The organism is Microbulbifer halophilus (assembly GCF_026183675.1).
In the GTDB taxonomy this organism is placed as follows: domain Bacteria; phylum Pseudomonadota; class Gammaproteobacteria; order Pseudomonadales; family Cellvibrionaceae; genus Microbulbifer; species Microbulbifer halophilus.
Genome location: NZ_JAPIVK010000008.1, coordinates 1 through 23,293, shown reverse-complemented (window position 1 = coordinate 23,293; position 23,293 = coordinate 1). Strand labels below are relative to the sequence as shown.

The following is a 23,293-nucleotide window of genomic DNA, read 5'->3' as shown; positions in this document are numbered from 1 at the left end:
TCCGCTGAAAGAGCCATTAAGCGCGAAACAGTACACTAGAGCCAGTATAAGCGATATGGGGCCATTCCCCGACCCGCACAAGGCAAGATGAAAAAAGCGCAGAACTGGCGTTGACACCCCCGGGGCAAATCTCTATAGTTCGCGGCCTCAACGGCGTGCGCCGTTGTTTGCCCGGGTGGCGGAATTGGTAGACGCGCTAGCTTCAGGTGCTAGTGACCTTACGGTCGTGGAAGTTCAAGTCTTCTCCCGGGCACCATCTTCAGAAAGGCCGACTCGCGAGAGCCGGCCTTTTTTGATTGCCTCATCCCCGGAGACCAGCTCACCGAACCGTCCCAATTGACAGGCGCCCGAAAATCGCTATAGTGCGCGTCCTCAACGGCAACGCCGTTGACCTGCCCGGGTGGTGGAATTGGTAGACACGCTAGCTTCAGGTGCTAGTGGCCTTACGGCCGTGGAAGTTCAAGTCTTCTCCCGGGCACCATCTTTGCACAAAATCGCCGGGAGCGATTTTGGCCAGCTTCGCTGCCCCGGAGGGGTGAGGGTCACGGATGGCCCAAAACGAAAAGGCCGACTCTCACGAGTCGGCCTTTTTTGTGTCCGCCAATGATCTCCGACCAGTACCGCAGACACTGCCTCCCCATCGACAAGACCCGACATCGCGGAATCGATGCCTGTACCACCGTCTCATCTCACATCGGCTCACAAAGAGGGCCCCGCCGGAACTACACCCACGGCTCACGCCGCCGCATTGCGCCGGTGGATCACACATCGAGAATCCGTTAGGATTCCTGCCGTCATCTTTTGACATGGAATTACTCACAGGAAGTGGAGCCTATGTTTTCCAATACCCCCGCCCAACCGGAAACTCAGATCGCCGGCCAGCACTCCGGCAAACCCGTCACCATCACGCCCCAGGCGGAACCCATCTACCGCGAGCTGGCCAAACTGGCCCAGAGCGGCAACTACTGGGCCCAGATAACCGTCAACGGCATCAACCAACTGGCCGCCGGGCGGCTGCACCAGAACAATATCTTTATCAAACCCGGTGCCGCGCACCGCGGCGGCACCGAGGAGTTTGTGGTGATCTTGCCGGGGTGCAAGGTCACGGCGGAGAAGTTGGCCAATGATGGGTACAAGATTCTGCATTTTGAGGCGGATCTTAATTATTCGGAGTTGGTTGATAGGCAGGAGAGGCCGGGATTGTACAAGGCAAGCCCTTGGGAGGATGAATGGCGAACCCATCGCCGCAAAAAGGGAACAATCACAACTAACAATGATCGCTTGGTAGCGATATGTGATAGCGGTTATGGGCAACCCGACACAGCCGCCAATAGCGCAGCACCTAGAATCGCGGAGGCTCCTTTCTCTGGCGGCAATTTCCGACTCAATAGCAACGGTTTCGACCTGCACTATACGCCCGGGGAAAGGCGTATTGGCGGCCTGAAGAGCTATAAACGCGCCATCCGCCCACTGCAGAATCAGGAGCTGCACGGATCGGCACTACTGCTGGCCAGAACCATGTACGAAGCTAGGGATCTCAAAGGAATCGGCTGGGTATCCGAGTTCGGAGGGTCGGCAATTCTAACCCAGGCACTCAGGATTCTCGCCGACCAAGATGTAAAACTGGAAAAGCACACTGCATTTCTCGTAAGACCCACCACCTCTCCCAATGAAGCTGTCAAGGCAGCCCATGCGGCCGGCCTGAAACTGGACCGCAAGTTCTCCAAAACCGATAAGCTGGATATTATCGGTAACCGGGATCAGCTGGAACTTATCTATAATCGCCTCAAGCATGAAAAGGACAGGCATGGCAGCTACAGTTTAGCCAAAGCAACAGCAGATGTAGTAGAACACGGCAAAAGCCTGCATGGCGGCGGTGCTTTTGCCGGCACGCTCGCGGCAGCGGCGGGCCTGGTCATTAGCGCACCGGCTCCGGCGGCGGCAGCGGCCTTCCTGACCGCTTTGGGCAAAGCCACCACTATTGCCGGATCCGCGGTAGGAATAGGAAAGATAGGCAATTCGATGGTCAGAGCTTGGCTCCCCAAACACCACGACAAAATAAAGAGCAAATTCTGATGCGCAACTTTATAAAATACTCATCACTAAAGTTCCGCAAGCACGAAGGGCTCTGCATTCCGCGCGGCCCCTCTTTCTCGAGCGCCAAAAAAGTTAAAGTGAATCTTCTTGGGAGCACTCTCGAATTTCACGCTCCCAAGCACGCACCAGCATCAACAGAGAGCATACCGGAAAGAAAGGCCTCACGATCAGACTATGACCTAGACGGAATCACTTTTGATGAGGACTTGATGCCCAGCGAAAGCTGGAAAGCGACCAGTATTTTTCGCCGCAAGTGGGCTTACTATGGCCCGTGGTTCACTGGTCTTAAAGGCACACTGTCTTGCTATATTGGCGGAATACATACAGCAGAACGCAACCAACGGGCTAACTTCCTAAATCCCCAGGCATTTGAATCCGCTGTACTGGGTTTTATAACTGCTTGCTGGGGCCATATTCTGTATGATGAGGGGGAACCCTATTACAGAGCGCCCCTTGACTGGGAGCCACTTACCAAGCTACCTGTACCTGCAGTATATTTCGGCATGGAATCCACTAAGATTCCAACCTATAGAAACAAGTACGTTTTTCTTCCCATATCTCCGGAGAAAATCATCTACTTCAGTTTCGCCTATCTTCAGAGCTGCTCTGGCCACCAAGCTGAAAAGGACGAAAAAATAAGTCCCAAACCCATGCAGGAATTAATCGACAACATCGTCGGTAGTATTCGACTCACCCTGTCTCCGGAAACCCAAAACATCGTCGATGAGATCAGAAAAACCTGCCCGGACCTCTCTGTTTCGTCCGACTGCGCACCGCTGAAATGGCCCGCCCATGTCGACAAAGACGGGATAACCATCATCGACTACGGCGAGACCCTCTATTCCGAAGCAAGCAGCTGATCGGTGCGCACGGCGCACCCTACGTCGTCGGCACCACTTTAAAAAGGCCGACTCTCGCGAGAGTCGGCCTTATTTATTTCGAGAACTTGTCATCCGAATTCGGGCACTGGAGGCAGCATCATCCGGTATTGCGCATCCCCGCGGCGATACCGGCGATGGTTACCATCAATGCGCTCTCCAGCTCCGGGTCCTTATCGCGGTTGCGCAGGCGCGCCATCAGTTCCGCCTGCAGCAGGTGCAACGGATCTGTATAGGGGTCGCGCACGCGGATGGACCAGCGCATCACCGGGTTGTTGTCGAGTAGGCTCTCGTGGCCGGTGAGGCGGTGCAGTGCCGAGACGGTGCTGGCCAGGCGCTCGCGCAGGGTGCGGCCGAGGCGGATCTGCTCGGCGTCGTCGGTGAGGCGCTCTTCGTACCAGGCGGCGACGCGGGGATCGGCCTTGGCGAGTACCATCTCCAGCATATCCACGGCGCCCTGGAAGAAGGGCCACTGTTCATTCATGGCGCGCAGGGTTTCGGTTTCTTCGCGACTCGCCAGGGCCCTCTCCAACGCTGCGCCGGAGCCCAGCCAGGCGGGCAGCATCAGGCGGATCTGGGTCCAGGCGAACACCCAGGGAATCGCGCGCAGGGTTTCCACGCCGCCGCCGGGCTTGCGACGCGCCGGGCGGCTGCCCAGCGCCAGGCGGCTGAGCTCGGTTTCCGGCGTCACCGTGCGCAGGTAGGACACCAGCGCGGGGTCGTCGCGCACTACCTGGCGGTAACCGTCCACCGACACTTCGGTCAATCGGTCCATTTCCTCGCGCCACTCGGGGCGCGGTTCCGCCGGCGGCATCAGCGTGGCTTCCAGGGTGGCGGCCACATACTGCTCCAGGTTGTAGGCCGCCACCGAGGGGCGGCCGTACTTGAAGCGGATCATCTCGCCCTGTTCGGTGACGCGGATGCGGCCGGCCACGGAGCCAGGCGGCTGGGACAGGAGCGCCATGCGGGTGGGCGAACCACCGCGGGAGATGGAGCCGCCGCGGCCGTGGAACAGGGTCAGCGGAATGCCGTGTTCGCGGAAGATCGCGGTGAGTTTTTCCTGGGTGCGGAACTGGGCCCAGGCGGCGCCCAGGAAGCCGGCGTCCTTGGCGGAATCGGAGTAGCCGATCATCACTTCCTGGCCGGCAGCCACACGCTGTTTGTACAGCGGGATATCCAGCAGCGCACTCATGGTATCGCCGGCGTTGTTGAGGTCGTCCAGGGTTTCGAACAGCGGTACCACGCGCATCGGCTGTCGCACGCCGGCGATCTTCTGCAGCAGCATCACGGCGAGCACGTCGGAGGAGGTCCGGGCCATGGAAATCACATAGGCACCCAGCCCTTCCGGCCCCTGCTCGGCGATCACTTTGCAGGTGTCCAGAATCTCGCGCACTTCGTCGCTGCACAGGTCGCTGCCGTAAAAGGCCTCGTCCACCAGCGGCCTGCGGCTCTCCAGTTCAGCCAGCAGGAACTGCTGCTTCTGCGCCTCATCCCACTCCGCGTAGCTACCCAACTCCAAGTAGCGGGTGATGGCGTCCAGCGCGTCGCTATGCCGGGTGGATTCCTGGCGGATATCCAGGCACAACAGGGTGATGCCGAAACAGTTGAGGCGGCGCAGTGTGTCCTTGAGCTGGCCGTTGGCGATGGCCGCCAGCCCCACTGCGCGCAGGGAGCGGTCGATCAGGCTCAGCTCGTCGAACAGCTGGCTGCCGCTGGTGTAGCCCTCCCCTTGCGGTTCCGGGCGGCCGGTCACGCGGGCTTCCATGCGCGCGCGGGTGGTGCGCAGGCGATCGCGGACGCGGCGCAACACCAGTCGGTAGGGTTCATGGCTGGGGCCGGTGTGTTCCAGCAGTTCGTCGCTGGCGCGGTGCATGGAGAGATCGGCGAGCAGGTTTTCCACATCGCGCAGGTAGAGGTCGGCGGCCATCCAGCGGGCCAGCAATAGTACCTGGCGGGTGACGGCGGCAGTGACATTGGGGTTGCCGTCGCGGTCGCCGCCCATCCAGGAGGCAAATCGGATCGGCACCCAGTCCGCGGGCAGCGGGTCCAGGCCGGCGCGGTCCAGTTCCGCTTCGATCTCGCGCATGCCCTGGGGCACCGCCTGCCAGAGGGACTGCTCGATGGTGGCGAAGCCCCACTTGGCCTCGTCCACCGGCGTGGGCCGCTCGCGTCGGATTTCGTCGGTGCTCCAGGCGGAGAGGATCTGCTCGCGCAGGTGGCGGCGCAACGTTTCCTGCTCCTCTTCCGTCAGGTCGGGCCTGTCCAGATCGCTCAGCAGGTCGGCCATCTGGTCGTATTTGCGAATCAGTGTGCGGCGGGTAACCTCGGTGGGATGGGCGGTGAGCACCAGCTCCACGGACAGGTCCTGCAGAACCGCCATGACCCTGTCCCGACCGATGCCGGCCTTCTTCAGTTCCGCCAGAACCTGGCGCAACCCCTGGTCGGTATCCGGATCGCCGGGGAAACGCTGGTGGTGCCGATGCAGGCGTTCACGGTGACGCTGCTCCGCAATATTGGCCAGATTGAGAAACTGGCTGAACGCGCGCGCGACTTCCAGCAAAGTTTCATCATCCAACGGATCGAGGAGCTCGCGCAGGCGGCCCACTTCCATTTCCCCCTGGCTGCGGCTTTCCACCGCTGCCTGGCGAATGGTTTCAACTGTATCGAATAATGGCTCGCCGGCCTGCTCGCGCAGTACCGCGCCGAGCTCCTCGCCGAGTAGGCGGACATCTTCCCGTAAAGGGGCGTTCTGATCCTGGTTCACCAATTTCATTCTCCGTAGCAGGACGAACCGGCTATGTTCGCATATTTTCAAAATGAAGAAAGACCCCTGATCGCTGACTTTCCTGGAAATTTACTTCCATCTGCAACATTTTTCGATACAAATCACTTCTTTTCAGGCCAGTAAATTTCTTATTCTTAATTTACATAGGATGCGGGAATAGCAATTGATCCTGTACGTCAACACAAAATTTCAACTCCCATGAATAAAACCAGGAATTCGCTTTGAATAGAACCGTGCCACATAAAATAACCCAGTGATCGAATCAGCAGGTTTTCGACCGGCAACGAATGCACCGGTTATTGGAGACACCTTCCACCCTGGGGTGCGCGCGGCACCTCCCATCCCCTTTCCCTACAGTAAATAAAAATGCGATTCAGTTCTCCGATTCAGCCTCCTGGAGTGGATACAACACCACCAGTTTCGCTAGAATCGGGCAGGTAGGACCGACAGCGTGACAGGGAAAATTCAAGGGATTGTGGGCGCAGACAAAGCGAAGTATTCTCCAGACTTTCCTCCAGTATCCTGCCATTTGGCACAGGTAATTATATTAAGCACTTGTGCGGAATCCCGTCCCGAGCCTCTCGGTCTGCCATCAGGGCAATATCAGCGCAGATAGGCCCCTACCCAATAAAAATCGAACAGTATGCCAGTTGAAATTTGCCGATCAGGATCGGCAACGGCGCAACAACACCATCGAAGGGAACCCTACACGGTCAGTTCATAAGGAGCAGCAATGATCATAAACACCAAAGCGGCCGGCCACCGGCTTGCAGACCTGGGCGGCAAATTGCCGGTTTTACTACTGAGCGCATTTCTGGCGGCCTGTGGAGGCGGCGGAGGGGGTGGTGGCGACAATGGGGGCGGCAGTTCCGGCAGCAGCTCTGGGGGAAGCTCTTCAAGCAGTTCCAGTTCCTCCAGCAGCTCAAGCAGTGGAAGCAGCAGCGGAGGCACGGGTACTACGCCTGACCAGCCGACCCTCACCATGGAGCCACGGGCTACCAAGATATTCCAGTTCGGCTGGGAGCCAGTGAGCGGGGCGGACGAGTACCGACTACTGGAGAACGCGGATGGCGAATCGGGCTTTCCCGAAATAGACAGCTTCGACGGCGACACCACCGGGCACGACCTGGAGGTCTTCCTCCCGCACCGGATCAACGCGAGCTATATCCTGGAGGCCTGTAACGACTATGGCTGTACGGAGTCCGACCCGGTGGCTGTGTCGAATGTGACCAGCAATCTTGTGGAAGCTATTGGTTATTTCAAAGCGTCCAATACGGGAGCACGAGACCTATTTGGCACTAGCCTGGCTATTTCAGCCGACGGCTCAGTGCTCGCGGTTGGTGCTGATGGGGAAGACAGCGACAACATAGAGGATGAGGGAAGTGATGATCTTGAATCTAGTGGCGCGGTCTATATCTTCAATAAGCAAGGGCAACATTGGAAGCAACAAACCTACCTCAAGGCCACCATCCCCTCAGAGCGTGCCTTTTTTGGTGATAATTTATCACTCTCTGCGGACGGCAAGACTCTTGCAGTAAGGTCGTTAAATGAAGACTTCACCAATTCTATCTATATATTCGGAGAAGAAAACGGCTCCTGGATAGAGGAAACCCGGCTAACCGCGGCCAATCAGGACCCTGAGGATGAATTTGGTATCAGCCTGTCACTATCTGGCAATGGAGACATTCTGGCAGTCGGCGCAAGCGAAGAAGACAGCGACGCAACAGAAATAGATGGAGACGAGACCAATAATGGTGGTTCAAACAGTGGTGCTGCCTATATATTTGTTCGAAGCGGGAATTACTGGGAGCAGCAATCCTACTTTAAGGCAAGTAACGGCGAATCACATGACCAGTTCGGCTTTGATGTCTCCCTATCCAACGATGGTAAAACCCTAGCTGTCAGTGCGCAGTATGAAGATAGTGATAACGAAGGAAATGACTCTGGCGCCCTGAGAAGTGGCGCAGCCTACATATTTACCCAAAATGAAGACAGCTGGGAAGAGAAATACTTTATTAAAGCATCGAATGCGGAAGGTCATGATTTTTTTGGAAGCAAAATTGCGCTATCAGGAAACGGAAGATTTCTGGCCGTTTCTGCGCTAGGCGAGGACAGTAAGTCCACAGGTATCAATGGCGAAGAAAACAACAATGAGGCTGAAGATAGTGGTGCCGTTTATCTATTTTCACTTGATGGATCAAGCTGGGAGCAGGTTAGCTATCTAAAACCTTCTAATTCAGAAGCGGGAGATACCTTTGGAACCGACCTAGCCCTATCTTACGATGCTTCCATCCTGGCCGTAGGAGCCTATGGCGAAGACAGTAATGCTACGGGAATAAATGGTGATGAGAACGATAATTCATCCAGCTTCCAGGGGGGGAGTGATCCATTTAACCGTTCCGCCGGTTCGGCATATCTTTTCACTTACTCCAGCAGTACATGGAGGCAAACTGCATACCTGAAGGCATCCAACACCGAATCAAATCAAGATTATTTCGATCTATTTGGTGCACATATTGCGCTGTCATCCGAAGGTAATACTCTCGCGGTTTCTGCTCAAAATGAAGCCAGCAATGCCAACGGAATAAATGGCACTCAAGACAGCAACGAATCTGAATTTAGTGGCGCCGTATATCTATACTGATATAAATTGCGAAAAAAAAGCCGGCTCTTTTGAGCCGGCTTTTTTGTTGACATAAAATATGTATGCCGTTGAAGAGCCCTGAGTAAGCCCTATGGAGCTGCAGAAAGCTCGGGCTGTTCTTGAAGGCGATCCTCTTCCTCCTCGTCCTCATTCGAATCGGGTCCAGTCAGGGACGCTTCCGGCAGGTTGACCGCGTCCACGCCACTGCTATAGGGCGCCACCTCCACAAAGATACCCTCGTCCACCTGGGAGAAATCCTCCACCGCATTCTGGACCGCGGACTTGAGCCCCTGGGCCGCCTGGGCGCTGGCTACAGACTGCAACCGGTCACCGGTAGCTGCGAACTGCGGAATCCCGCCAATAAACTCCGGTTCGAAGTAACTGAGGGACACAAATTCCACCGAACCCGAGGCGTCGATCCGGAGGGGGTTGATGGCGCTGCCGATCATGCTCCACTGGCCAACTTCGGAGCCCACAGTCACATTGTGGCCGACCAGGTGTGTCACACCGTAGGTCTGGGCGGCGAGCGAACCAAAGCTGTCGCTCGTGAGGGTGATATCGCCGCGGCCGGCATCTATCTGCTCTATGGTCAGATCCCCCAGCGCCAGCACCGCCACATCGATATCGTCGCCAGTGGTCGCCACGTTAAGGGTGTCGGCATCGGCGCTGATATCCAGGTCGCCGGACAGGGAGAGATCCGCGTGATCCGCCCGAAGCTCACCGCCAATGGTTCGGGTAGTGGCACTGGTGAGGGTAATGTTTTCATTGCCATCATAGGCCAGGTAGAGATCCCGGCCGGTAAACTGGATACCGTTGCGGCTGCCACTGGCCACAAAGTCAAAACCGAGATCGGTCTGCAGGCTCAGGTCACCGGCGCCATTTTCCAGCTGCCGAAACCCGTTTATCGACAGGTTGCCCACTCGGGTGCCATCGGCGGAGATATCCCAGGTATTGCCGGCCACATTGTACTGCAGGCTGTTGTCACCATCGCCGGCCGAAATCGACAGGTTGCCGCCACTTTCGCTGTCCACCCGAACCCGGTTGTCTCCACTGCCCAGGTCCAGGCTGGAAAGATTGGTACCCGCCAATCGCACCACATCGCTGCCACCGCCGGTATGGATACTGGTGAGACTGCCACCGGACAGGGTAAATGTATCCACTCCCCCCCCGGCCTGGATGGACTCGACGCTGCTGAAGCTGAGGCTTCCGCCATTACTGCTGATGCGGCTACCGCCAGCATCCACACGCCAGTCGGCAGTGATATCCGCCCCCACCAGCAGGTCCGTTCCGCTGCCGGCCTGCAGGTCTGTCACACCGGCGTAAGTAACGCCACCGATACGCATCGTATCCAGGTCATCAAAGGCGTAGGTACTGTCGAGGTTTGCACCGATATAGGTGTCTGTGCCGTTGACCTGCGCCAGGTTTTCGAACAGGACAGTAATACCGTTCACCGAGGCCCGGGCAACGCCCTCCCTAAGCGCGCCATTACTCACGACGGAGGACCAACCGGCACCATCCGCATTGATCGTATCCTTGCCGGCAGACGATACCCGCTCAATGCCGCTGAACGCCATTGCGGCAGTGCTGATATCCCCCGCGGCATCCAGCGTATAGGTTGTGTCTGAGCCGGAACGCAGCTGACTGTTTTCACCATCGGCCCGGATGGAGGCGACACCATCGAAGTCTATCCCCGCTGCGTTCAGGGCGCGATCGCCGCCGACAAGAGTGAAGACTTCGTCATCACCGGTAGCCCTGAGGGTGGCGTCGCTCGTATTGACCGCACCGATACCGGCAAAGTCGACACCATTGACCCGAAGCTGCCCCTCGGCGCCATCGATGCGCCAGTTGCTGGCCTCACCGGTGACAGTAGCATCCATGGCGGAGCCGGCATCCACGCGGTTGACGGATGCGAAAGTGATATCGCGGACACGCAGCTGTTTACCGCTGGTACCCAGGAAAAACTCGTCGGCAATGCCGTTGACGGCCGCATCTAGCACCACTTCTTCTGCGGAGACCCGCTCTATGCCATCGAAGTCGATCTCGCCGGCGCGGGCCTTGCCGCTATCGTCTCCCAGCACCCACTGGGTGCCGCTGGAGGCATCCACGGTGTCGATACCATCTCCGGCCCGCACCTCATCAATAGCGGCAAAGTCGATACTGTTGGCAGTCAGGTTGTTTGCGCTACCGATGGCGTACTGGTCGCCGGCATCAGAGCCCCTGATCACTCCGGAGCCACCGGCGGCGGAATCCAGGCCGGTGAATTGTATATTGCCATAACCCAGTGCCCTGTCAGCGCCGCTGAGAACCCATTCCTCATCCAGCAGGCCTTCCAGGTGATTACCACTTCCGCGTGCATCGACGGATGTGACATCCCGGAAAGCCATCCCGTAGCTCTCCAGCTGCCTTTCACCATCTTCATCATCGACCGTGAAGTCGTCGGCCCCCGTAGTGCCGACCAGGGTACCGGTATCCAGAACCGTATCGATATTACTGAAGCGAATGCCGCCGGCCTCTACCGAGCGGGTGTCGAGTATGGTGGCGGTATCGATAACAGTAAGGGTATTGCTGCCACCGCCGGCGTCCAGGCTGGCAAGCCCGCTGGCAACCAGTTTGGCGGAATCAATGTTCACCGAGCCGTTGTCATTAAGCTCGAAATCCCTTTCGGCGTTCGTGGCAATCAGTCCGGCATCAACGGCTACCAGTTCACTGATATTGGTAAAGGTGATGCCATGGTTTTCGGCCTCACCCTCATTGCCGTTCAACAGCCAATTCTTGCCGGAATAACCGGTCACCTTGTCGCCACCGCCACCGGTATCAACGGAGTCCAGACCTGAGAACTGGATATCATTGGCCAACACCGCCCCGGCACCGCTGACGATAAAGGTGTCGTCATCAGCGGAGCCCTCGACCAGTCCGCCCGACACGGAACCGAGATTGGTAAACCGGATTTTAGCATCGGCATAGTGAGCATTACCCGAACCGCCGGACAGCCCGATGGTCGCATCATCGACCACCGAGATACCGCCATCGCTGGCATCAAGATCGGATATGCCCGCAAACTCGAAATTATCGATGCTTACGGTACTGCCGGTAATATCGCCGGATCCATCAGTAACCAGTGCCACATCAAAACGGTTGCTGTCGGAACTGCCGGTAAGCTGGGCGTCTTCTATGCTGCTCGCATCAATGATCTCGATGCCCGAGACCTGGCCAATACTGTTTACACTGAAGCCCGCTATTGACTGATCGGATGACTCATTCAGCAGGATATCTGCGGAGACACCATCGAATGCCAGGGTCCCGCCGTCGGCGGAGAATGTTTGCAGGTCATTGAAGTTGAGACCTGACACCTCCAGGCTATCTTCTCCAGAGAGGGTGTAGGTCTGGCCGGAAAGATTGCTCTCCAAGTCCAGGACATGAATATCGGTAAATCCATCGAACACCAGGTCTTCAACTGTCAGCTCTGTGGACTCCCCGACGAAATCCAGGATTGCCGTCCTATCGGTGGCATACAAAATATCGCTGCCATCTTCACCACCACCGCTTACGGAGGCCATTCCGGTGATATTCATATCGTTGATAGAGAGTGCGCCACTGGCCAGCAGCGTAAACGTATCTACACCAGCCGTTCCCCGTATACCCGCATTATTAGCAATCAAGGTAATAACATTTTCAAAAGTTACGCCGTTATTTTCCGCTACTTTATAGTCTTTTATAATCCAGTCAGCACCGGAGAATCCGGTGACCGATATCATTTCGGAGTCACCGACATCGATTAAATCAACATCTTCGTAAGTGATATCCCGAGATATGCCATCCTCATCGATATATTCGAAAATAAGGTCTGAAGCTGTTTCAAAGCTTAGCTTCCCTTCAGTAAAATCACTCAGATCTGCATACCCATTGGCAAACACTTCAATATTTTTGAAAGTTATACCTTCTCCCGCCGATGAATTATCTACCAAATCTCGGCCGTCTCCCCCATCAATCTGACTTAGACTGTCGAAGCTGATTTCATTTGCAATTAGCCAGCCATCAGCTGTGAATTTAAATTCATCGTTCCCTACGGTACCAAACAAATGAGAAACAGAAGAATTTTCAATATTGGAGAACCATAGCTCGGAATTTCTCGCCTTGACCTCACGCAATCCGCCTGTCAGCTCCAAGCCATCAGTATAGTCAGTTGCATCCAAGCTATCGCCACTCTCGCCACCCGAATCCACTTCCCCGCTATACATTCCAAAATCAATACCATTTGCCTTAAGGGTGTAGTTGTTATCATGGCCATCCAATATAAACTCATCATTGGACGAAGAGCCAACCAGGAGTCCATCGATATCAACCCTATCTATCCGAGAGAAGGTAACACCATGCGCGGTGAACCCACCCTCGTTACCAGTAAGCTCAACATCCCCCAGGACACTGACAAAATCATTATTGCTATCGCCTGTAACAGAGCTGACATCCAGAAAATCTATATTATTTGACCTGAGTACAATACTGCCATCCATATCGACAAAGTCGAAGTCAGTGTCGTAACTTCTCCCTGTCAACTCCACAAGCTTTGCGCTATCAATACCTTCGAAAGTGATACCGCTGCCGAATAGCTCATTGTCATAGAATGTCAGGGATATCTGTCCATCGTAATCGAGGGCATCCAGCATATCCGATTCGCCTTCCCCCCTCACCCTACTGAGCCCCTCAAAGCTCATGCCCTGAATCGATATCCGACCGTCGCTTGCAAGCTGAAACTCTTCCCGAGATCCCGTTCCTACAAGCTCAATATCTTCGCCGCTGCTGGCAAAATTCTCTACGTTTTCGAATGTAATGCCCGAATTCCACGCACTGCCCCCCTCCTCAGACAGATACCAGTCCCGGCCCTCACGACCTTTAACGCTATCTCCGTCATCCTCATTATCAAGGCCATCGACATGGCTCACTTCACTATCGAACTCTATACCATTGGCTTCCAGACGCTTCCAGTTCGTCACGATAAAAGTGTCGTCTTTATCGGAAGCGGTTATCCCATCACCGTCGGCACTCTTTATATTCTTGAACAGAATCTCGCTGCTTTCAGCTTCCCTGTCAGTTCCTGTCAGGGTAATATCCCCATTCGCACTCAAGTGATTCTCGCCACCATTGCCATCCACTTCGGCAATATTCCCGAAGGAAATATCACCAATGTCCACCTCTTTGGAATTACTGCTCGTCTCGAAGGTGTCATCGTTGCCAGACCGTCCGAGAAGAACCGCATCCGCAATACTGGAGTCGACTTCCAGGGCATCAATGCCAGTCACGGTAATTCCATTGGCGGAATAGAAATATCCGTTGTCGTAATCCCAATCCAGGGCTATATCGCCTGCCAGTGTTACCAACGCCACTTCCCCGCCGTTCCCGTTCAGTTTTTCCAGGCCACTAAAACTGATTTCCGCGAATTCGAGACTGTTTTCACCTGTTATTTCATAAATCCCCGTAGAACGATCACTTTCCAGAGTGGCGACAACAGCGGAATCGATACCGGTAAAGTTGATATCAGCGGAACTCAGATGATTGTCTCCATCTTCCACTGACAGACCTTGTGTATATTCACTGGCATCCAGTGAATCTTCGGCGCCAACCGCCTCTACCGTTTCCAGGTTTGCAAAGATGATGTCACTGGAACGAAGATCTCCATCGGCCCGAAGCAGAAGGCTACTGCCATCGCCACTACCTGTCAGACTTTCCGCGTTCACATTGGACAGGCCCGCGAAAGTAATACCGGATGATTCAACCTCACGGGACTCGCCGGTCAACACCAGGTCATCCACTCTGGTGGCATCCAGGCTCGTTGCGTCAACGGTTGAGAGCCCCGCGAAAGTGATTTCCGAGGAGCTTACTTCATTCGCGCCTCCAGTCAGTGTTAGGTCGCTGACCGCAGTTGCATCCAGGGCGCTGGCAGTGACACTGTCGAGACCATCGAAATCGATGTTCGCGGCTCTAACCTGCTTCGATTCGCCAGTCAACGCCAGGTCGGTCGCACTGGTGGCGTCCAGGCTCGTTGCATCGACGTTCGAGAGTCCCGCGAAGGTGATTTCCGAGGAATTTACTTCATTCGCGCCTCCGGTCAGTGCCAGATCGCTGACCGCAGTCGCATCCAGTTCGCTGGCAGTGACACTGTCGAGACCATCGAAATCGATGTTCGCGGCTCTAACCTGCTTCGATTCGCCAGTCAACGCCAGGTCGGTCGCTCTGGTGGCGTCCAGGCTCGTTGCATCGACGTTCGAGAGTCCCGCGAACGTGATTTCCGAGGAATTTACTTCATTCGCGCCTCCGGTCAGTGCCAGATCGCTGACCGCAGTCGCATCCAGTTCGCTGGCAGTGACACTGTCGAGACCATCGAAGTCGATGTTCGCGGCTTTAACCTGCTTTTATTCGCCAGTCAACGCCAGGTCGGTCGCGCTGGTGGCATCCAGGCTCGTTGTATCGACGTGCGAGAGTCCCGTGAAGATGATTTCCGAGGAGCTTACTTCATTCGCGCCTCCGGTCAGTGCCAGCTCGCTGACCGCAGTCGCATCCAGGTCGCTGGCAGTGACACTGTCGAGACCATCGAAGTCGATGTTCGCGGCTTTAACCTGCTTTAATTCGCCAGTCAACGCCAGGTCGGTCGCGCTGGTGGCATCCAGGCTCGTTGTATCGACGTGCGAGAGTCCCGTGAAGATGATTTCCGAGGAGCTTACTTCATTCGCGCCTCCGGTCAGTGCCAAGTCGCTGACCGCAGTCGCATCCAGTTCGCCGGCGGTGACGTTGCCGAGACCATCGAAGTCGATGCCCCCTGCTCTAACTTTCTTCGATTCGCCGGTCAGCGCCAGGTCATTCACGTTGGTAGCGTCCAGGCTCGTTGCGTCGACGATTGAAAGTCCCGTGAAAGTGATTTCCGAGGAGATTACGTCATTCGCGCCTCCGGTCAGTGCCACGTCGCTGACCGCAGTCGCATCCAGTTCGCCGGCGGTGACGGTGCCGAGACCATCGAAGTCGATGCTCGCGGCTCTAACCTGCTTCAATTCTCCGGTCAGCGTCAGGTCATTCACGCTGGTGCCATCCAGGCTCGTTGCGTCGACGTTTGAAAGTCCCGTGAAAGTGATTTCCGAGGAGTTTACCTCATTCGCACCTCCGGTCAGTGCCAGATCGCTTACCGCAGTCGCATCCAGTTCGCCGGCCGTGACGTTGCCGAGACCATCGAAGTCGATACCTCCTGCTCGAACCTGCTTCGATTCGCCGGTCAGCGCCAGGTCATTCACGCTGGTAGCGTCCAGGCTCGTTGCGTCGACGTTTGAGAGTCCCGTGAAAGTGATTTCCGAGGAGCTTACTTCATTCGCGCCTCCGGTCAGTGCCAGGTCGTTGACCGCAGTCGCATCCAGTTCGCCGGCGGTGACACTGTCGAGACCATCGAAGTCGATGCTCGCGGCTCTAACCTGCTTCGATTCGCCGGTCAGCGCCAGGTCATTCACGCTGGTCGCGTCCAGGATCGTTGCGTCGACGTGGGAGAGTCCCGTGAAAGTGATTTCCGAGGAGCTTACTTCATTCGCGCCTCCGGTCAGTGCCAGGTCGTTGACCGCAGTCGCATCCAGGTCGCCGGCGGTGACACTGTCGAGACCATCGAAGTCGATGCTCGCGGCTCTAACCTGCTTCGATTCGCCGGTCAACGCCAGGTCATTCGCGCTAGTGGCGTTCAGGTTCGTTGCATCGACGTGCGAGAGTCCTGTGAAGGTGATTTCCGAGGAACTTACTTCATTCGCACCTCCGGTCAGTGCCAGGTCGCTGACCGCAGTCGCGTCCAGTTCGCTGGCTGTGACACTGTCGAGACCATCGAAGTCGATGCTCGCGGCTCTAACCTGCTTCAATTCTCCGGTCAGGGCCAGATCGGTTACAGCGGTGGCATCGAGAAGATTGACGGCGCCATCGGAAACCACATTGGAAAGGTCACTGAATGTGGTTTGCCAAGCTGTGACGCCTCCCCCGGCATTAAGGGTAAAGCCCCCGGCTCCGGCATCACCGTGGAGGGAGCCCGTCGTGGCACTGGCGATGCCCGTGAAGGTGACGCCCGAAGCTGTCAGCTTGCGATTCTCGCCGGCGAGATCGATCCTGTCGTTTCCGGCATCCAGATCATTATCGGCAGTGGTCCCCTCCACCTGTGAAATATTGCGAAAAGTCATATCGCCGACACTGACCGCATTCTGGTCCGCGATTACAAATTCGTCGGCATTGCCGCTGCCCACCAGCTTCCCGCCGTTGGCCCGCAGCTCTTGCGCATTGACAAATGTGATATCGCTGTTCTGGGTATTTCCGTCATTCGTCAGCACCCAGTCTTCATCTGTCGCGCCGTCAATTGTCCCGGTACCCGCGGAAACGTCGATGATCTCGACCTGGCTGAATGTAGTGCTGTCACCAACCGACAGGGATTTGCTACCGGTAATTTCCAGGTCGTCTTCTGTCTGCGACAGGCCAAAGCTGTCTTCTCCGGCACCGCCGGTTACGGTAATCGAGCCGGAGACATTGATATCACCCAGGGTATTCTGGGTATCCGCGCCGCCGGTACCCACATCAATGGTTACACCTTCGGCCTCGATGAGCCCCGTATTGACGAACGAACCTTGGGTGCTGGCAATAAGTTCGGAATTGGCTGTCAGTTCCTGGCTGTTGCTTATGCCGGCACCACTGCCGGTCAGGCGTATACTGCCATCACTGGCGTCGATACCGTTCGCGCGGACGACACCCTCGTTATTTACCGCATTGGTAAACAACCCCCCGGAAACGCTCGCCTCCATCAGCACCTGGGCGCCGGCCACTTCCCCCTGGTTCAGCAGGGCACTGTCGATACCGAGCACATCTTCCAGTACCGCCTGTTCGACGCTGACACCAATCAGTCCGTCTGCGTCAAATGTGAGAACGGCTTCATCTGCCGCGGTCAGGCTCGCCAGCCTGGCCCCGATCAGCTGTGCGCCGGCGGCATTGTGCACCTGGCGCCCCACCAGCGCCGCCGAACCGCTGGCGGCATCGATGACACCCTCATTGATCACATACCCACCGCCGGCACCGTCGGCAGCGAGGGACAAGTCTTCCGCCAGGCTGAAGCCGGCTTCACGGATCTTGTCAGCGTCGACATCCAGGCCGGAGGCGGTAATGGCCCCCACATCGATGGTCGCAGATTCGGTAAACAGGATACCGCGCGGGTTTACGAGAATGACGTGGCCCGAAGACTCGATGCTTCCCTGGATTTCGCTGGCATCTCCACCGATGATGCGATTTAGGACCACGAAGGAAGAGTTGCTTTCGTCGGAGTGAAGGAACTCGACAAGCTCATCGGGGCTGATATCGAATGAATCCCACTCTATGGCCAGGAAATCGCTATCCTGCTCGATGGTAGTGATGAGTTCTTCTATGTTGTAGGTAACGTCACCCGTACCATTGACGATGGTCTCACCCGATGGTCCGGCGTAGGCATGTGGAGCCCCCACCTGGCTGGCAATTACGCCGGCGCAGGCAAATGGGGATAATCTGATCGCGGAAGCCAGTTTCTTGAGTTGGAATGCTACTTTGTTTGCTTTCATGCTGGTATCCTGTAGCGAGCATCCCGCTCGCGTGCATTGTCCGACGAAAATTTGGTTCGATCAGTTGAAGAAGAACGTCAGGTCTGCGTAGATGGCCGGATCGTCCGCATCGTCCCCCGTTCCATCCACAGAGGATTTGGACATGGTGGGCCAGGCGACGGAGACCTGGCTGCTGAAAGATTCATTCCAGCTCATTTTGAACAGCAGGCCCGCACCTGAGAATCTGGCCCAGTCATCGTGCTCCCCCTCTTCGTAGTTTCGCACAACGCCGTAGCCGCCATCGGCTATCAGCGCGACCTGCAGAATATCGTTCAACTCGCGCCCCAGGATTCGGGGATTGATTGTATCCGGAAAATCCAGGTACCACTCCGCGGAGAGCAGGCCGGCAGTATCGGCGGAAAAATCACGTACGTTGAAACTGCGGACGCCGTTAGCACCGCCCAGGGGAAACTGCTCAAATGCTGGAAGACTGCTGTCGCTGTACTGCCAGCGGCTCTTGAGAATCAGGCGCGATTTTTTATCGCTAAAGGGCATGGGGACAAGTATCAGCGAATTGCTGTCGGCCGCGAACTTGGTGAAGTCGACCCCGCGCTCCTCCTCGACCGGGTTCTGGTGCTCGCCGTACTGGACTTTGGCATTTAGAATGTTGAGCATCGAAACCGCACCACTGGACAGGGTATCGACATACAACCCCAGCTCGCCGCCATACACATGGTCCCCCGGTTCCGGCAGGGGGACGATGGCTTCCAGCTCGGATTTCTTTTCGGTGAGGCTGAAAGATCCCGTCAGGTTGAAATCCCGCGAACGACGGAATTTGTGGTCTATGCTTACCGCGTAGCTTTCATTAACCCCTTCGATTTCCAGCAGATTGACCACGTTGTTCGGGTTTTCTACATCGTGCAGCTTAAATTGGTTGTAGTCGGCGGAAAGCTGCAGACGCGTGCGAGCACCAAACATCGGCAGACTGTAACGAAACTGGCCCAGGTCCGAGCCAAAGTCTTCGTCCAGGTTACTGGCATCACTGGATTTCAGGTAGCCTAACGTCAACGCGTCACCAATACCGAGAGGGTTGAGCCAGTCCACAGAGTTGAACATGCGTTGGTCGCCAGTAAACGTGGAACCATGGTTATCAAAACGGCTAACCATTCGCCAGCTGCTTTCGTCGCGCACCCTCAGGTTCAGCTTTGTTTCTCCCGGATTTTCTCCAGCACTGAAATAGCCGGTGATATTCAGGCTCGGAAGGTCGTTCAGCAGATAGAGGCCTTCCTCCACGCTGTCGTGACTGACCAATTGGCCACGCTGGCCTTCAAAGGGTTCGGACAGCTGTTCCAGGCTGTATTTCTTGTTGTCATCGGCAACGATCTGCCCCAAGAGTCCCTCTTGGACCGTCAATGTGACTACACCGTCGCTTACCTCCTGTGCCGGGATCAGGACCTGAGCCAGAAACAGACCCTGTTTACGGTAAAAGCGGGTCATTTCCGCGGCAATTTCCTCCAGGTCGCCGAAAGTGAGGCCGCGCTCGGCGTTTTGCTTCTCTACCATATTGACCAGCCGGCGCAGTTCGGCGGGGCCCAGATCCTCCGCGTTATAGCGGGCACCGATGCCGTCAAGCTGAAGAGCCAGCTCCTCCAACTCCTCTACGGTATAGCCACTGGCAACGAGCTGGTCCTCTTTCATGAATTTTACCCGCAACTCCTCGGCGAGCCGCTGCACCTTTTCGCGGGTAACTCCATACTCCGGAAATTCCTTGAGCCGGTGAAAGCGAAATTCCTTTACGCTGATCCGCGGTCCCTCGGTTCGCTGGGAGGCCTCGGGGATATCAGTGTCGAGATTAGGGTCACGTGCTTCCCGTCGCCGCTGCAGAAATTCCCGGCTTGCGTCCTGCTCGCTGACTGTGGGCACATCCTGGTCGAAGGCCGCCCGAACCTTGCTTCGGAAGCTAGAACCCTCATCCTGCGACTGCGCTGCAGGCGGCAACAACAGCAGACTGGCTCCGACAACAGCTAATCGGCTTCGATAACGCGAAAACATATCCACCCCTTAACAATCCTTGTAAGTCATCATTCGACCGGCCGAAGCCAGGCTTCGTCGGAAGCGGCCGAGACTTGTTGTTTTAATCATCCGGCCGGAAAAATCCGAACCGGGACCATTGACGGGAGCCGGAAGCCACAAGGACATGGCCACCTATGTGGATCAGCGCCTCAGATCTCGCGCGACCCGGAAACCGGTCACGAGGTCGGCCTGACCGTCGTGAAAGCGCTTGGTAGTAGCGAGGCAGCGGCTCATCGCGTCTTCGCGGCTGCCTCCAACGGCCAACAGGCTTCCATCCGCACCGTAGGCCCACTCCTGCACATTCCCCACCGGGTTGACTAGGCCAAAGCTGTTGCCACCGCCCGAGCTTACCGCCACTAGCTCGGCCCCCTTTTCGATACCGCCGTATTTCAGGTAACAGTTGCGGTCTGCGACTTCCCCCTGCCCTCCGGCGCTGGCCGCAGCAAACCACTCGCGTTCTGTGGGCAGTCGATACTGGTGCCCCGTCTGCTCGCTGAGCCAATCGATATAGGCCTGTGCCTGCGCCAGCGAGATGTTGTTGAGCGGCATGTTATCGGGGCCAAGGGAGGATAGATCGTCACACTGACCGGTCGACTCGCAGAAGTGTCGGTAGTCGCCGTTGCTGATCTCGTACTTTCCAACAACCAGCGGCTTGTTACTGTCCCCTTTGACAACAACCATAACGGGCGCTTCCCCGCCTCCGGCCAGGTGGTCGGCACAGCTGTAGCGATCGCCGCGGCCGCCGCTACCGGGCTGGAGGTGCCCGCAGAAATCAAGCTTAAAGTCCGTCAGTACTGCCTGTGCCGGCAGCAGGGCTCTGGCCTCGTTCAGGAGGGGCTCAGTGCGTACGGGGTTTCGGTCGGCCAGCCGGCTGAAGCAGCCAGCCATTTCCTCGCCGAGCACCGGGCGGATTTTCTGCGCCTTGGCCGAATCCAGCGCCGCCAGGCGCTCCAGCTGCCCGCCGACACCGCCGGCAATATTCATATTGAAACTGCAGCGCAGGGCCTGCTCCATATCGTCCAGTACCGCATCGATCTTGCGCTGCTCCTCCAGGGCCGCCTGGCGGCGCTGTTCGGCCAGTTCCCGCTGGCGCTTGAGCGCTGCTTCCCGCTCGGCCGCGAGTCGCTCGGCTTCCAGACGCTGGCGCAGCGCTTGGCGCTCGTCTGCCAGCTGCGATTTGATCGCTTCGGCCTCGCCGGTTTCGCTGTGCCAGCCGGCACCGCGGGTAAGCATGTCTTCCGCCTGGTCGAGGTTGCCGAGATTGAGCTGACCGGTGGCGGCGGCTACAAACAGTTCGTAGACCTGCTGCTGGGTGGTATCGAGGTAGCTTTCGTCCGAGGGGTTGAGTTCGGAATACTCCTGAAGCTCGATCTCCAGATCCTCCTCCCAGGCGGGGGTGAGGGCACTGAGGGCCACCAGCCGGTCGATGGCCTCGCGCTTGTCGGCGATACGGCTCTGCAGAAGCTCTTGCTCCAGCTTCTGTTCCAGCTCGACTTTAACCCGCTTCTGCTCCTGGACGTTTTCTTTTTCCAGATAGGTGTAGCCGGCGCCGGCAGCGACCACCAACGCGGCTATCACACTGCCGAAAACCCATTTCCAGGTATTGTTGCCGAAAAATTTCTGCACGAACTTGTCGACGGTGGGCGTCCGGTCCTCGCGGTGGATCGCGAGGGCGGACTCCAGGGCGCGCCATTGGCGGCGGCTCAGGGAGCGGATTCGTGCGGGTTTCAGCTTGCGCTCCGCCGCTCTGTCGGCGGGCTGCTTGCCGAAGGGGTGCCGGCCACTGAACAGCTCGTAGGCCACACAGGCGAGTGCGTAGACATCGTCGCTGGGCGCTGGCTCGCCGCCCTTGAGCATCTCGTAGCTGGCGTAGGCCGGCGTCAGCGCCCCCAGGGTGCCGGCATCGAACAGGGTTTTCTCGCCCGCTGAACTGGCGACACTGCCCTCGGATACCGCGCGGGCAATACCGAAATCGAAAACCTTGGCGCCTTTCTTGCGGGTAACGAAGATATTCCCGGGCTTGAAGTCCGAGTGTACGATCTGGTGGGAGTGGGCGTATATCAGGGCCTGGGAGATATCGTGCAGCACCGAGCAGGCCTGGTCGAATTCCAGCCCCACATCGGCGTGTTCGCGCAGCAGCTTGTCGAGCGGGGAGCCCTCGAGGAACTCCATGGTCATGAAGACACGATCGTCTTCCCGGTCGAAGTCGTAGACGGTTACGATATTCGGGTGCGCCAGGGTCTGCGACTTGCGCGCCTCGCGCTGCAGGGAGATGAAGGCGTCCGGATGCTGCTGGAAATCGTCGTTGAGCAGCTTGATGGCCACATAGGGTTCGCTGTCGCTGGCTTCCAGCTTGCGGCGGTCGAGCGCCTTGTAGACAGCCCCCATGCCGCCGACGCCGAGCAGCTTGTCGAGCTCGAAGCGCCCCTTGATGACCGTCTTTGTGACGGCGCCGGAGCCGGCGGCCGAAGGTTCGAACTCCACCGCATCTTGTGGCTTGGGCGTGCTCTTCACATGGGCCGCGGGTTTGACGACGGTGGCATCGGCGGTGAAGCCGGCGGCCGCAGAGGGGATCAGGCCGGGATTTGCACTGGCCGGCGGATGATCGTTGGCCCCGGTATTCTCGTGCTCGACATAAACTGTCGTGTCGCCGTCATCGCATTCCGGCAGGGGCTCGCCCCGCCGCTTGACTATGCGTGTTTCATCGTTCACACCCACCTCCCTGGAACATGAGCACAGTACTTCCCATTACCGCGCCGGCTGATCGGATTCTGTCGATTGCGTCACTGAAAAAACGTGTGCAGATCGCACTGGCCATAATGATGCAGGCGCGCAGTATACCCGACGCCCCATCACGCAACAATTGAGTAACCCGCGCAAATCGCCAAAATTTGATTTCACGCGATTACACGTTAATTGAAAATTTTCCATTTGCGGGCAATCCGCTCTCTGCTCAGCCTTTAATGATGAAAGAACCGCCTCCACCCCGTTAATTAAAAATCTTTAAGCAATAAATGGTTCCAGAGTGGGATTTATTCGGCCCCCTGAAAGGCGACAGGAAAATCTGTCACAACCCCTGCATCGACGCGCCCTGCAAAAATAGGGTCAGAGTGAAAGATCCCCTGAAATCCATAAGATCCAACACCCTTGCAGGCACGCTCGGAAATTTGGTGCCAGAGTCGATTTAAAAATTTCGGATTCCGGTTTTTTTCCCTGTTCGGCTCTGTTTAAATGCGCCCAGTTGCCGTTA

8 protein-coding genes and 2 tRNA genes are annotated in these 23,293 nt (G+C 57.0%); 5 read left to right on the top strand and 5 right to left on the bottom strand.

What is annotated here, in order from left to right; translation table 11 throughout:
* The first annotated feature begins 169 nt into the window (after positions 1-169).
* From OQE62_RS05700 to OQE62_RS05685, 4 genes are all read left to right on the top strand, one after another.
* Positions 170-256 (top strand) — tRNA-Leu (locus tag OQE62_RS05700).
* Positions 257-394: 138 nt separating this feature from the next.
* A tRNA-Leu gene (locus OQE62_RS05695) sits at positions 395-481 on the top strand.
* A gap of 353 nt (positions 482-834) precedes the next feature.
* On the top strand, positions 835-2,076 hold the full coding sequence (locus OQE62_RS05690) for a hypothetical protein (RefSeq protein WP_265721035.1): 1,242 nt from the start codon (positions 835-837) through the stop codon (positions 2,074-2,076).
* A complete protein-coding gene (locus OQE62_RS05685) occupies positions 2,076-2,957 on the top strand; it encodes a hypothetical protein (RefSeq protein WP_265721034.1) in 882 nt (293 codons plus the stop codon). Before OQE62_RS05690 ends, OQE62_RS05685 begins: the two co-directional genes overlap by 1 nt.
* 118 nt (positions 2,958-3,075) lie before the next feature.
* Here the strand turns inward: OQE62_RS05685 and ppc are convergent, their stop codons facing one another.
* Positions 3,076-5,748 (bottom strand): phosphoenolpyruvate carboxylase, encoded by a 2,673-nt coding sequence (ppc, locus tag OQE62_RS05680; RefSeq protein ID WP_265721033.1) that lies wholly within the window; start codon positions 5,746-5,748, stop codon positions 3,076-3,078.
* Positions 5,749-6,493: 745 nt separating this feature from the next.
* Between ppc and OQE62_RS05675 the strand changes: the two genes are divergently transcribed.
* The gene (locus OQE62_RS05675) at positions 6,494-8,404 is read left to right on the top strand and encodes a hypothetical protein (RefSeq protein WP_265721032.1); all 1,911 of its coding nucleotides are present in this window, start codon (positions 6,494-6,496) and stop codon (positions 8,402-8,404) included.
* 89 nt (positions 8,405-8,493) lie between these two features.
* Here the strand turns inward: OQE62_RS05675 and OQE62_RS05670 are convergent, their stop codons facing one another.
* The 4 genes from OQE62_RS05670 to OQE62_RS05655 all read right to left on the bottom strand — a co-directional run bounded on the left by OQE62_RS05670 (position 8,494) and on the right by OQE62_RS05655 (position 22,755).
* On the bottom strand, positions 8,494-14,616 hold the full coding sequence (locus OQE62_RS05670) for a beta strand repeat-containing protein (protein WP_265721031.1): 6,123 nt from the start codon (positions 14,614-14,616) through the stop codon (positions 8,494-8,496).
* A gap of 195 nt (positions 14,617-14,811) precedes the next feature.
* On the bottom strand, positions 14,812-17,991 hold the full coding sequence (locus OQE62_RS05665; RefSeq protein WP_265721030.1) for a two-partner secretion domain-containing protein: 3,180 nt from the start codon (positions 17,989-17,991) through the stop codon (positions 14,812-14,814).
* Positions 17,992-18,051: 60 nt separating this feature from the next.
* The gene (locus tag OQE62_RS05660; protein WP_265721137.1) at positions 18,052-20,022 is read right to left on the bottom strand and encodes a ShlB/FhaC/HecB family hemolysin secretion/activation protein; all 1,971 of its coding nucleotides are present in this window, start codon (positions 20,020-20,022) and stop codon (positions 18,052-18,054) included.
* Between the two features lie 162 nt (positions 20,023-20,184).
* On the bottom strand, positions 20,185-22,755 hold the full coding sequence (locus OQE62_RS05655; RefSeq protein WP_265721029.1) for a bifunctional serine/threonine-protein kinase/formylglycine-generating enzyme family protein: 2,571 nt from the start codon (positions 22,753-22,755) through the stop codon (positions 20,185-20,187).
* Positions 22,756-23,293: the final 538 nt, after the last annotated feature.

What these genes read in the sequence shown, in the direction of transcription:
- OQE62_RS05690 (WP_265721035.1), top strand. Translation starts at nt 835, where the DNA reads ATGTTTTCCAATACCCCCGCCCAACCGGAAACTCAGATCGCCGGCCAG.
- OQE62_RS05685 (WP_265721034.1), top strand. Translation starts at nt 2,076, where the DNA reads ATGCGCAACTTTATAAAATACTCATCACTAAAGTTCCGCAAGCACGAA.
- ppc (WP_265721033.1), bottom strand. Translation starts at nt 5,748, where the DNA reads ATGAAATTGGTGAACCAGGATCAGAACGCCCCTTTACGGGAAGATGTC.
- OQE62_RS05675 (WP_265721032.1), top strand. Translation starts at nt 6,494, where the DNA reads ATGATCATAAACACCAAAGCGGCCGGCCACCGGCTTGCAGACCTGGGC.
- OQE62_RS05665 (WP_265721030.1), bottom strand. Translation starts at nt 17,991, where the DNA reads ATGAAAGCAAACAAAGTAGCATTCCAACTCAAGAAACTGGCTTCCGCG.
- OQE62_RS05660 (WP_265721137.1), bottom strand. Translation starts at nt 20,022, where the DNA reads ATGTTTTCGCGTTATCGAAGCCGATTAGCTGTTGTCGGAGCCAGTCTG.